General features: G+C 66.5%; 10 protein-coding genes and 1 pseudogene. 5 read left to right on the top strand and 6 right to left on the bottom strand.

Annotated features, from left to right (window positions below; translation table 11 throughout):
- Positions 1–640, top strand: a 640-nt coding sequence (locus ARC78_RS15695; RefSeq protein ID WP_145974377.1) for an ATP-dependent nuclease, incomplete at its 5' end; no start/stop codon positions are given.
- Between the two features lie 177 nt (positions 641–817).
- Here the strand turns inward: ARC78_RS15695 and ARC78_RS15700 are convergent.
- The 6 genes from ARC78_RS15700 to ARC78_RS15725 all read right to left on the bottom strand — a co-directional run bounded on the left by ARC78_RS15700 (position 818) and on the right by ARC78_RS15725 (position 7,577).
- The gene (locus tag ARC78_RS15700) at positions 818–1,096 is read right to left on the bottom strand and encodes a hypothetical protein (protein WP_032961123.1); all 279 of its coding nucleotides are present in this window, start codon (positions 1,094–1,096) and stop codon (positions 818–820) included.
- On the bottom strand, positions 1,093–4,290 hold the full coding sequence (locus ARC78_RS15705) for an efflux RND transporter permease subunit (RefSeq protein WP_032961120.1): 3,198 nt from the start codon (positions 4,288–4,290) through the stop codon (positions 1,093–1,095). Before ARC78_RS15705 ends, ARC78_RS15700 begins: the two co-directional genes overlap by 4 nt.
- Before the next feature lie 8 nt (positions 4,291–4,298).
- Positions 4,299–5,246, bottom strand: a complete 948-nt coding sequence (locus ARC78_RS15710; protein WP_074053035.1) for an efflux RND transporter periplasmic adaptor subunit — start codon at positions 5,244–5,246, stop codon at positions 4,299–4,301.
- Positions 5,243–6,520, bottom strand: coding sequence for a TolC family protein (locus ARC78_RS15715; protein ID WP_032961117.1), 1,278 nt, complete (start codon positions 6,518–6,520; stop codon positions 5,243–5,245). The genes ARC78_RS15710 and ARC78_RS15715 overlap by 4 nt, the downstream gene beginning before the upstream one ends.
- Positions 6,521–6,606: 86 nt before the next feature.
- Entirely contained in the window at positions 6,607–6,963 is a 357-nt protein-coding gene (locus ARC78_RS15720; protein ID WP_032961113.1) for a hypothetical protein, read from the bottom strand.
- Positions 6,960–7,577 carry a cation efflux transmembrane domain-containing protein gene (locus tag ARC78_RS15725; protein ID WP_014159617.1) on the bottom strand — a complete coding sequence of 206 codons (618 nt, stop codon included), beginning with the start codon at positions 7,575–7,577 and terminating at the stop codon, positions 6,960–6,962. Before ARC78_RS15725 ends, ARC78_RS15720 begins: the two co-directional genes overlap by 4 nt.
- A 105-nt stretch (positions 7,578–7,682) precedes the next feature.
- Here ARC78_RS15725 and ARC78_RS15730 point away from each other — a divergent pair, with 105 nt between their 5' ends.
- From ARC78_RS15730 to ARC78_RS15750, 4 genes and pseudogenes are all read left to right on the top strand, one after another.
- Positions 7,683–8,096, top strand: coding sequence for a MerR family transcriptional regulator (locus ARC78_RS15730; RefSeq protein WP_014159616.1), 414 nt, complete (start codon positions 7,683–7,685; stop codon positions 8,094–8,096).
- Positions 8,093–9,364, top strand: coding sequence for a site-specific integrase (locus ARC78_RS15735; RefSeq protein ID WP_074053037.1), 1,272 nt, complete (start codon positions 8,093–8,095; stop codon positions 9,362–9,364). Before ARC78_RS15730 ends, ARC78_RS15735 begins: the two co-directional genes overlap by 4 nt.
- A gap of 24 nt (positions 9,365–9,388) precedes the next feature.
- A pseudogene (locus tag ARC78_RS15740) lies at positions 9,389–10,091 on the top strand (DUF4158 domain-containing protein); the annotation flags it as partial.
- Between the two features lie 25 nt (positions 10,092–10,116).
- Positions 10,117–11,267 (top strand): IS3 family transposase gene (locus ARC78_RS15750; protein ID WP_096145000.1). Its coding sequence is split into 2 segments (ribosomal slippage): positions 10,117–10,366 and positions 10,366–11,267, totalling 1,152 coding nucleotides; the frame shifts between segments, so codons are not numbered across the junction.
- Positions 11,268–11,314 lie beyond the last annotated feature (47 nt).

Consider the following 11,314-nt stretch of genomic DNA (forward strand, 5'->3'; position numbering starts at 1 on the left):
GGTTAATGGGGGGATTACCGTAATCATCGCCACCCATAGCAGCTTCGTGTTGAACAAGCTGGGCGTGGACAACGTGATCCTGTTCAGTGCGCAGGGCCAGATGAAGCTGGACCAGCTGCCATCCGATACGCACGACTATTTCATGAAGCTGCCTGGCCACGACACGCTGCGGCTGATCCTGGCCAAACAGGCGATCCTGGTGGAAGGGCCGTCCGATGAGCTGATCGTGCAGCGTGCTTACAGCGACCACCACGGCGTGGCGCCGATGGCCCATGGCGTGGACATCATCTCGGTCAAATCGCTGGCATTCAAACGCTTCTTGCAGATTGCAGATCGGCTGAAAATTCAGGCCAAGGTGATCACCGACAACGATGGCGACATCGCCGTTGTGCAGGCTCGCTACGCCGAGCACCTTACCGCGATCTACTACGATTCCGACGAAAGTGCCCCATCGCTGGAAGAGCAGCTGATCAAAGCCAACTCGCTGGCTGAGCTCAACACCGTGCTGGGCAAGACCTTCGCCGATGAGGTGGCGTTGCTCAAGTACATGAAAGGTCACAAGACCGACACGGCCCTGGCAATCTTCAACAGCCCGCACTCGATCAGGTTCCCGGACTATGTCCAGCGTGCCATCACCTAACCGGGTCCTGCTCTCAGCGGCCGGATCGGGCAAGACCACGTTGCTGGTCCGGCAGGCCTTGGAGCGGCCCGAGCGTCGCATCGCGATTGTCACCTACACGCTGGAGAATCTAGAAGAGATCCGGCGCTCGTTTGAGGTCCACGCCGGTGCGGTCACGCATAGAGCCGCCGGCAGTGATCACATCTTCTTCAAGGGTGCCGCGGTGGGTGGCGGCGGCACCGGTCCCGGGTCGTTGAAGCAAAGCATGACCTGATCGATGCCGAATTGGTCAGCCAGCACGCGGGCGGTCACCGCGTGCACCAGGTCCAGGTCGACCGAGGGCGCAGCGACCGTGATGGTGGCCGCGATCGCGCGGCCATGCTCTTTGGCGGGGACTAGGCGCAGGTCATCGACCGCCTTCACGCCGGGGTCGGTAAACATCGCCGCACGCACCTGTTCCAGGTTGATCTCGTTCATGGTGTCGAAGACTCCAAGGCGCTGCCACCGGCGCGGGGAGTTCGGTCGCGATGCAGCCAACGATAGAGCACCGGCAGCACCAGCAAGGTCAATGCGGTGGATGAGACGATGCCGCCGATGACCACGGTGGCCAGCGGCCGTTGCACCTCCGAGCCGGCACCGATATTCAAGGCCATGGGCAGGAACCCGAGCGAGGCCACCAGGGCGGTCATCAGCACCGGGCGCAGGCGTCCAAGGGCGCCGTCCCGGACAGCGTCGTCCAGAGCATCGCCCTGTTCGCGCAGGCGGCGGATGAAGGCGATCATGACCAGCCCGTTGAGCACAGCCACGCCCGACAGCGCGATGAAGCCCACGCCGGCGGAGATCGACAGCGGAATCCCCCGCAGGGCCAGCGCCAGCACCCCGCCCGTCAGCGCCAGTGGAACGCCACTGAACACGATGGCCGCATCCTTGGCCGAGCCGAAGGCCATGAACAGCAGGGCGAAGATCAACGCCAGTGTCACCGGAACCACCACCCCCAGGCGTTGGCTGGCCGAGATCAGCTGCTCGAAGGTGCCGCCGTAGTCGATCCAGTAGCCCTCCGGAAGCCTCACATCCTGGCCGATGCGCGTGCGCAACTCGCCGACGAACCCGCCCAGATCGCGCTCGCGCACGTTGGCGGTGATCACCACCCGCCGCTTGCCATTCTCGCGGTTGATCTGATTGGGCCCGCGCTCCACCTGGATCTTCGCCACTTCCCGCAGCGGCACCGTACGAGGCCCACCATTGGCGCCGGTGGCCAGGCGGCTGGACTCGTCCACGCTGGCGCTTTCCGGCAGTGGAATGGGCAGATCTGCCAGCACAGCCGGGTCTTGGCGCTGCGATTCGGGCAGGCGCACGACCAGGTCGAAGCGGCGGTCGCCCTCGATCAACTGGCCGGCGACACTGCCCCCAATGGCGGTGGCCACCGTTTCTTGCACGTCGCCCGGGTTCAGGCCATACCGAGCCAATGCCGCCGGATCTGGTGTGATGGTCAGCAGCGGCAGGCCGGTGACCTGCTCGGCCTTGACATCCTCGGCGCCGGGGACGCTGCGCATGATCCGCTCGACCCGGCTGGCCAGACGGGTCAGCTGGTCGAGGTTGTCACCGTAGACCTTGACCGCAACGTCAGAGCGGACGCCGGAGATCAGCTCGTTCGTGCGCATCTGGATAGGCTGGGTGAACTCGTAATTGCTGCCCGGAATTTCCTTGGCCGCTGCCTCCAGCTCTTCTACCAGCTCGGCCTTGGGCTTGCGCGGGTCGGGCCACTGGTCGCGGGGCTTGAGCATCAGGAAGGTGTCGGCCATCGACGGCGGCATCGGGTCGGTGGCCACCTCGGCGGTGCCGATCTTGGAGAAGATGTTGGCCACTTCCGGGAACTGGGCCAAGCGCTTCTCCAGGGTTTCCTGCATGGCCACCGACTGCTCCAGGCTGGTGCCGGGGATACGCATGGGCTGCAAAGTGATGTCGCCTTCATCCAGGCTCGGCACGAACTCCGAGCCCAGGCGGGTGGCCAACACGCCACACCCCACCACCAGCACGGCCGCGCCGGTCAGCACCACAACCCGCCGGCGCAGCGCCCAATCCAGCAGCGGCGTGTAGCGAGCGCGTGACCAGCGCATCAGGCGGTTGTCGTGCTCAGCCACACGACCGCGCAGGAAGGTGGCGATCGCCGCCGGCACGAAGGTCAGCGACAGCACCATGGCACCGGTCAGGGCCAGCACCACGGTGATGGCCATCGGGTGGAACATTTTCCCTTCCACCCCCGACAGCGCAAAGATCGGCAGGTAGACCGCCGCGATGATGCCCAGACCGAACAGGCTGGGACGGATCACCTCAGCGGTGGCCGAGGCGGTCAGGTCAAAACGCTCCTCATCGTTGAGCTGGCGGCCCAGCGCGTGCTGCGCCTCCCCGAATCGGCGCAGACAGTTCTCGATGATGATCACCGCCCCGTCCACGATCAGGCCGAAGTCCAGTGCGCCCAGGCTCATCAGGTTGCCCGACACGCCGCCACGGACCATGCCGATGATGGTGAACAGCATCGCCAGCGGAATCACTGCGGCGGTGATCAGCGAAGCGCGCACATTGCCCAGCAGCAGGAACAGCACCACCACGACCAGCAGCGCGCCCTCGATCAGGTTCTTGGACACGGTATTGATGGTGCGGTCCACCAGCGCGGTGCGGTCATACACGGCTTTGGCATGCACGCCCGGGGGCAAGCTGGCGTTGGCGGCGGCCAGCTTGGCCGCGGCCGCCTGGGAGACCTCCCGGCTGTTGGCGCCAAACAGCATGAAGGCGGTACCGACCACGACCTCATGGCCATTCTGGGTGGCCGCGCCCGTGCGCAGCTCCTTGCCTTCGCCGACGCTTGCGACATCGCGCACCCGAATGGGCACGCCATCGCGCCGGTCCAGCACGATGTTGCCGATCGCCTCCAGATTGGCCAACTGGCCGGGCACGCGCACCAGGAACTGCTGGCCGTTGCGTTCGATGTAGCCGGCGCCGATGTTCTGGTTGTTGCGCATGACCGCGGCGACTACGTCGTTCAACGTGAAGCCCAGCGCCACCAGCTGGGCCGGATCCGGGGTGATGTGGATCTGCCGCTCAAAGCCGCCGATGGTGTTGACCTCGGTGACGCCGGGCGTGGTGCGCAGCTGCGGCCGGATCACCCAATCCTGCAGGGTGCGCAGGTCCGTGGCCGTGTACGGGGTGCCGTCGGGCTTGCGGGCATTGGGCTCGGCCTCCACGGTGTACATGAAGATCTCGCCCAGGCCGGTGGAGATGGGGCCCATCTCCGGATCCAACCCGTCAGGCAGTTGGGAGGCGATCTGCTGCAGGCGCTCGGCGACCTGTTGGCGGGCAAAGTACAGGTCGGTGCCGTCCTTGAATACGACAGTGACCTGGGAGAGCCCGTAGCGTGACAGGGAGCGGCTGTAGTCCAGCTTGGGCAGGCCGGCCATGGCCGTTTCGATGGCGAAGGTCACCCGTTGTTCGGCCTCCAGCGGGGAGTAACCCGGGGCCTGGGTGTTGATCTGGACCTGGACATTGGTGATGTCCGGTGTGGCGTCGATGGAGAGGTGACGGTAGCTCCACACACCCAGCGCAATCAGCGCAGCGGTGAGCACCAGCGTCAGCCAGCGGTGGCGGATGGACAGCCCAATGAGGCGTTCGAGCATGGCGGGCCTCATTCTTCTTCCACGGTGGACTTTTCGATGTCGGCCTTGATCAGGAAGCTCTGGGCCACCACCACCTGTTCACCGGCCTTGAGCCCTTCCAGCACTTCGGCGCGCTCAGCGTCGCGGCGCCCCAGCTTGACTGGCCGGGTGTGGTAGGTCTCTCCCTGCTGCACGTAGACCACGTCCTGGTCTTCTGCGGTCTGCAGCGCGGTGATCGGCACCACCAGCGCCGCCGATTGGCGATCCACGGTGACCCGCGCCTTGACCGCCGAACCGGGCCGCCACAGGCCATCGGTGTTGGCCACGGTGGCGCGCGCAATGGTGCTTTGGCTGGCGGTGGCGGTGCCGGGCAGGACGCGCTCCAAGGTGGTCTGCGCGGTGACGCCATCGCTCAAGCGGGTGACCGTCACCGGCACGCCCGCACCGATGTGCTGGACGTCGGCGCCGAAGATGTGCAGGTCCACCCACAGCGTGGACAGGTCGGCGACCTCGAACAGTGGCGCGCCCTCAGCCGCCGCCATGCCCACGGCGGCCGTACGCGCCATGACCACGCCACTGATCGGCGCGGTGACGGTATAGGTGGTCAGGCTTAGATTGCTCTCTACCGTGGCCAGTGCCTGGCCGGCCCGTACCTGATCACCAACGCCGGCTCGCACAGAGCGGACTGGTCCGGGGAAGCGTGCAGTGACCTGGGCGATGCGCCCATCGATGGGGGTGAGCAGCCCTTGCACCTCATGCTCGTCAGCAATCTCACCGGGGCCTGCCGGCGCGACCTGGATTCCCGCCGCCTCCGCCGCCTTGGCGGCAATCTTGGTTTCCAGCGGCGCTTCCTCGTGCTCGCCGTGTTCTTCGCCCTCAGCCGCGGCGCCGCCCTCGGAGCCTTCGCTGGGGTCGGACGCATTGCAGGCGGTCAGCAACAGGGCCATGCCCAGTGCGGTCCAGGAAAAACGGCTCATGGGCTATCTCCAAGTGAAGCGGCCGCCGGCGGCGTTACAAGCGCCTGGCCGGTCAGTCGTTGAATTTCGATCAGGGCGCGCTGCGCATCCAAGGCCACGTCCAGCTGCTGCTGGGCCATGGCCGTACGTTCGGACTGCAACTGTGCCCATTCCAGGTAGCTGATGGCGCCGGCGCGATAGGCGCGCTCGGCAGCCTGCTCAGCCCGGGCCAGCTTCGGCAGTACGTCGCTATGCAGGCGCGCCACCTCGGCCTGCGCCACGGTGTAGCGGCCATGGGCCTCGACCAGCGTGGAATACAGCGACAGGCCCTTGGCCTCGCGCTCGATCGTCAGGACCTCCAGCTCGGCTTCGCCGGCGCGGATCTCTGGCTGTGCGCGGCTGCGGCTGCCCAGCGGCATGGACAGGCTGGCCACCAGCGCGGTGTCGTCGGACTCCTGCAGGCGGCGCACACCGAGCTGCCAGGACAGGTCCGGTGAGGCCGCTGAATGCGCCAGCTGCAGTCGTGCCTGCGCGATCCGTCGAGCGTTGGCAAACTGCGCCAGTTCCGGCGTCCGCTCCAGCTCATCGGCCAGCGTCTGCATGGAGGCGATCGCCGGCAGGGCCATCGGATCGGCCGGGATCACCTCGAAGGTGGGAGTACGTTCGCCCCACAGCGCGGCCAGATGCTGACGGGCGGCCAGTCGCTGTTGCACGGCCCGATCACGCGTCAGCTCGGCCCGCGCCAGCGCTGCCTGCGCGGTGAGCAGCACCGATTCGGGTGAAGCGCCGGCCTGCAGGCGCTGTCGGGCGGCGGCCACGGTTCGCTGGCGCTGGCCAACATCCATGTCCGCCAGGCCGCGTTGCCGGTCGGCACCGACAACCGCCAAATAGCGCTGCGCTGTCTCGGCGAGCAGGTCCAGCCGCCCGGTCTCGCGCTGCACGGCCAGTGCATCAATCCGGCTTTGGGCCAAGGTACGGCGGGCGTCGAGCTTGCCGCCGCGCTCCAGCACCGAGCTCAGGCTCAAGGTCAACTCGGCGCTGTCCAATCCACGTGCCGCGCCAGTGCCCAACGCATTTTCGACCTCGGCACCGAGCGTCCACGGTGGGCGCTGCACCGCCTGGTCGCGCTCGGCAGCGAGCACGGTGGCCCGCGCATCGACCAAGCGCAGCTCGGGGTGGGTTTGGGCCACGCGCGCGAACGCGTCGTCCAAGGTCATCAGTTCGGCCGCTGCCGCCGGCGCTGTCGCCGCAGTCAGCAGCAGCCATGCGGCCAAGGCCGCCAATCGCACATGCATGGAAGTACTCCGAAGGGTTTCGACATCAACAAACGATCACCACCGCGCACAGCAGCAGGTCGCTAGGCCGGCGCTGCCGGCGGAGATCACCCTGCGATCGGAGGCCGGAACGGCGCGACCGGCTGCTCGTGCGGATACGGGAACGTGTTGACTTGCATCACCGGCAAATGCCGGCCGATGTCCGCAACGGTCAGCAGGATCTCAGGGGGCTGCGCGGCCTGGCTGCAGCACAACGCCAGCTGCTGAAGGCGGTGCAAGGCGGCGCCGATGCCGCGCTCAGGTGCCGGTGCGGCCACTGCCGGCCCATGGGCGGCAATGGTCGGATGGATGTGAACGTGCAGTTCGCTCGCCAGACCTAAGACCGGCTGGACCAGCAAACCCACCGCCAGCTGCGCCAGCAGCAGCCAGCGTAGGCCCGTCCGCAGCCGGCCAAGGGCGATCATGCAGGTGTCTTGCGCGCGTCGGCACGTGCCCGGCGGGCATCACCGAGAATCTCGAAGGCTTCCTTGATCACATACAGACCGATCAGGGCGCCGATCACGAAATCCGGGTAGGGGCTAGCCAACCACCACACCAACAGGCCGGCCAGGATCACCCCAACATTGGCCACCACATCGGCGCGGGTGAACAACCAGGTCGCCCGCAGATGCACTTCGCCGGACTTCAGCGGCGCCAGCATGCGCAGTACGGTCATATTGACCACCAGCGACAGCAGCGCCGTGCCGATCATCCAGCCACTGACCGGCTCGGCGCCGTACATCACGCGACGGCCGACCTCCACCAGCACACCCACGCCCAGCACCAGCAATACGCTGCCACTGACCCAGGCTGCGTTCGCCTTGAAGCGGGCCGTGCGCCCGATGGCGACCAGGCCAATGGCGTAGGCGGTGGCGTCAGACAGCATGTCCAGCGCGTCGGCCAATAGGCCTGTGGAATGGGCAACCCAGCCGGCGATGCCGCCGATCACGGCCATCGCCGCATTCAGGGCAAGGGCGATCCAGAGCACGCGCCGCTCCTGCGCGTTCTTGGCCTCGTGGTGGCAGCCGCAATCACTCATCGGAACATCTCCAGTCGCAGGGAAGCCAGGCCCAGGCGGACCGCTGGCATGGCACAGCCGGTGAGGGTAAAGTCCGTAGCTACTACGGAGTCAAGCGCACTACGAATGAAAATCAGTGAGGCTGCCGACGCCAGTGGGTGCCATCTGGAGACCATCCGCTATTACGAGCGGATCGGCCTGCTGCCGCGCCCGGGGCGCTCGGGCAATGGCTACCGGGTCTATGGCCCGGCCGACATCGAGCGACTGCGCTTCATTGCGCGCGGCCGGGACCTGGGCTTCAGCCTGGAGGAGGTCCGCAGCCTGCTGCAGTTGGCGGGCGATGAAGAGCTTTCGTGCGGGGACGTGGATCGGCTGGCCCGCAGCCATCTGACCGACGTGCGGGCGCGCATGGCCGACCTGCAGCGCATGGCCAGCGAGCTGGAACGGGTGATTGCCAGTTGCCACGGCGGGCAGCGGGCTGAATGCACCATCCTGTCAACGCTGCGGCAGCCGGCCTCGGTGGAGGCCACGCGCCAGTGACCGAACTGGACCGCTACCTCGATGCGGCCACGCGCCAGAACACGGTGCGCAGCTATGCGTCGGCGCTGCGGCACTTTGAAGTCGAGTGGCAAGGACACCTCCCAGCGACACCGGACAGCGTGGCCCGCTACCTGGCCGCGTATGCGCAGACCCTGGCCACCAGCACCCTTCGCCACCGGCTGGCCGCCATTGCCTCTTGGCACCGCGACCACGGCTTTGTCGACCCGACCCGGTCGCCGCTGGTGCGCAAGGTGCTCAAAGGCATCCAGACCCTGCACCCGGGCCAGGTCAAGCAAGCCGCGCCGCTCCAGATTCGGCGGCTGGTCGAGCTCGATGACTGGTTGGCTGCAGCGATCGCTGCGGCGCATGCCCGGGGCGATGGAGCGGCAGCGCTTCGCCACCAACGGGACCGAGCGCTGGTGCTGCTCGGATTCTGGCGTGGCTTTCGCGGCGATGAACTGCTGCGGCTGGAAGTGGCCCATCTCACGCTGGTGCCGGGACAGGGGATGACCTGCTTCCTGCCGCGCAGCAAGGGCGATAGGCAGGCCGCCGGCGTCACCTACAAAGTGCCAGCGTTGTCGCGGCTGTGTCCGGTGGAGGCGACCCAGACGTGGCTGCAGGCGGCTGGCGTGCAAGAAGGGCCGGTGTTTCGAGCGGTCAACCAGTGGGGCCAGATAAGCGCCGAAGGCCTCCATCCCAACAGTTTGGTGCGCTTGCTGCGCGAGTTGCTGGCCAGTGCCGGGTTTGCCGATGCTGGGCTCCACAGCAGCCACTCGCTGCGCCGCGGGTTTGCCAGCTGGGCCAACGACCAAGGCTGGGATATGAAGGCGCTGATGGAGTACGTGGGCTGGCGCGATGTGCACTCGGCCATGCGTTACCTGGACGGGCGTGACCCGTTCGCCCGGGATCGCATTGAAGCGAGCCTGCCCAGCCCAACCGCGCCAGCTCCGACGATGGTGCTGCCGGCGCCCGAGGGCAAATCTGCCCTGCAGCTGCGCCTACGCCTGGTGCTGACCCCGTTTGCCCGCGCCGGCCGCGGCGCGGCCAGAGCCCGGGGTCGGATCGAAGAGATCTGCTTGGCCCCGTTCAAGGCTATGCGCCTGAACACCGCCAGCAGCGAGTACCGGTTGACTGTTCCCACCGATCCCGACCGGGATCTGGATGAAATCCTGGCCACGTTGCTCGATGACATGCACCGCATGGCCGATACGCACCAGTGTTTCCTGGAAGCGTCACTCAGTACAGACGACGGCCGGCACTGGGACTGATTCCCCTCACAACCTCCGGATCCAATGGCTACCCTTCACGAGACCGCCTACCCGCGACTGAAGCCTGATCCCACCGCCAAGGAACTGGAGGAGGTCTATACCCCCTACCGCAGCTGAAATCGCCTTTGCCAAGCAGCTGACTGCCCAGCCGGGTCCGCAGCTGGCGGTACTGATCCATCTCAAGCTCTTCCAACGCTTAGGCTACTTCACGCTGTTGGCGGAGGTGCCTGAGCGGATCCGGCAGCACATCGCCAAGGCCGCACGTCTCGGCCGCGTGCTGGCCTCCGACCAGCTCGAACGCTATGACGTCTCCGGCAGCAAGCGCCGGCATATGCCACAACTTCGGCAGTTCATTGGGGTACGTCCCTTGGACAAGTCGGGGCTGGCTTGGCTGGATACGGTGGCCACCGCCGCAGCCCAGACCAAGCACACCATCCCAGACATCGTGAACGTCCTGCTTGAAGAGCTGGTGCACCATCGCTACGAACTGCCTGGCTTCCGCACCCTGGAGCTGGCCGCCATCGGTGCCCGCGAGCGGGTCAATTTGGGGTACTACCGCAGCATCAGCCATGCACTGACGCCTGCCACGCGCACGCTCATTGATGAACTGCTGCGCGCACCGGAAGGGTCCAGGTTCACCGGCTGGCACTCGCTCAAGCGCGAGCCTGGCCGCCCGACCAACAAGGAGGTGGACCGCCCAGCCTTTTGTAGACACCCGCAGGCCATAATTCATGGCTACAGCAGAGGTGTTCATGAGCAGCAAGCGATACACGGATGAGTTCAGGGCCGAGGCGGTCAAGCAGGTGCTCGAGCGCGGCTTCACGGTGGTGGATGTGGCCGCGCGCATCGGAATCCCCAAGCACACGCTGTACGACTGGGTGCAGAAGGCGAAGAAGGCCGGCAAGCCGGCCGCAGGCGCTGCGCCGACCGGGACCGATTCGGCGGAGGTGCGCCGCCTCAAGGCCGAGCTGCGGCGCGTGACCGAGGAGCGCGACATTCTATAAAAAGCCGCCGCGTACTTTGCCAGGGGGTAAGGGCGAAGTACGCGTTCATGCGCGCGCATATCGGCGAGTTCAGGCTGGTCGCAATGTGCCGGGTCCTCGGCGTGCACCGGAGCGGCTACTACGCCTGGGTTCGGCAGTCGCTCAGCCGGCGTGAGCGCGAGGACCAACGGTTGCTTGGCCTCATCAAGCACTCCTGGCTGGCCAGCGGAGGCGTGTACGGCCACCGCAAGATCACGCTGGACCTGCGCGAAGCGGGCGAGACCTGCAGCCGCCACCGCGTGCAGCGGCTGATGAAGGCCGAAGGGCTGCGTGCGCAGGTCGGCTACGGGAGCAAGCCGCGGCATCGGGGTGGCCCGGTGGGTGCGGTCGACAACGTGCTCAACCGCGACTTCGCCCCCGACGCACCGAACAAGGTCTGGGTCACGGACATCACCTACATCCGCACCTACGAGGGCTGGTTGTACCTGGCGGCGGTGATGGACCTGTACTCGCGGCAGATCGTGGGCTGGGCCACGGCGCCGACGATGACCAGCGACCTGGTGCTGCAGGCCCTGGTGGCAGCAGCGTGGCGACGCAAGCCGGGCCCCGGCGTCATGGTGCACTCCGACCAGGGCAGCCAGTTCACCAGCAGCGACTGGCAATCATTCCTCAAGGTGCATCGGATGGTCCCGAGCATGAGCCGTCGCGGCAACTGCCACGACAACGCGGTGGCCGAGAGCTTCTTCAGCGTCCTGAAGAAGGAGCGGATCAAGCGGCGGATCTATCCGACCCGGGCCGCGGCAGCCTCGGACGTGTTCGACTACATCGAGATGTTCTACAACCCGGTTCGTCGCCATGGTTCCGCTGGCGATGTCTCACCGGTAGAGTTCGAAAGGCGCTACGCGCAAAGCGGCCGATGAGTGTCTATGAAACTCTGGGCGGTCCAGAGGTGCATTTGAACTTGGCC

The organism is Stenotrophomonas pictorum JCM 9942, assembly GCF_001431585.1.
In the GTDB taxonomy this organism is placed as follows: Bacteria; Pseudomonadota; Gammaproteobacteria; order Xanthomonadales; family Xanthomonadaceae; genus Stenotrophomonas; species Stenotrophomonas pictorum.

Bases quoted from the DNA above. Each gene is read 5' to 3' on its own strand.
- ARC78_RS15700 (WP_032961123.1), bottom strand. From the start codon at position 1,096: ATGAACGAGATCAACCTGGAACAGGTGCGTGCGGCGATGTTTACCGAC.
- ARC78_RS15705 (WP_032961120.1), bottom strand. From the start codon at position 4,290: ATGCTCGAACGCCTCATTGGGCTGTCCATCCGCCACCGCTGGCTGACG.
- ARC78_RS15710 (WP_074053035.1), bottom strand. From the start codon at position 5,246: ATGAGCCGTTTTTCCTGGACCGCACTGGGCATGGCCCTGTTGCTGACC.
- ARC78_RS15715 (WP_032961117.1), bottom strand. From the start codon at position 6,520: ATGCATGTGCGATTGGCGGCCTTGGCCGCATGGCTGCTGCTGACTGCG.
- ARC78_RS15720 (WP_032961113.1), bottom strand. From the start codon at position 6,963: ATGATCGCCCTTGGCCGGCTGCGGACGGGCCTACGCTGGCTGCTGCTG.
- ARC78_RS15725 (WP_014159617.1), bottom strand. From the start codon at position 7,577: ATGAGTGATTGCGGCTGCCACCACGAGGCCAAGAACGCGCAGGAGCGG.
- ARC78_RS15730 (WP_014159616.1), top strand. From the start codon at position 7,683: ATGAAAATCAGTGAGGCTGCCGACGCCAGTGGGTGCCATCTGGAGACC.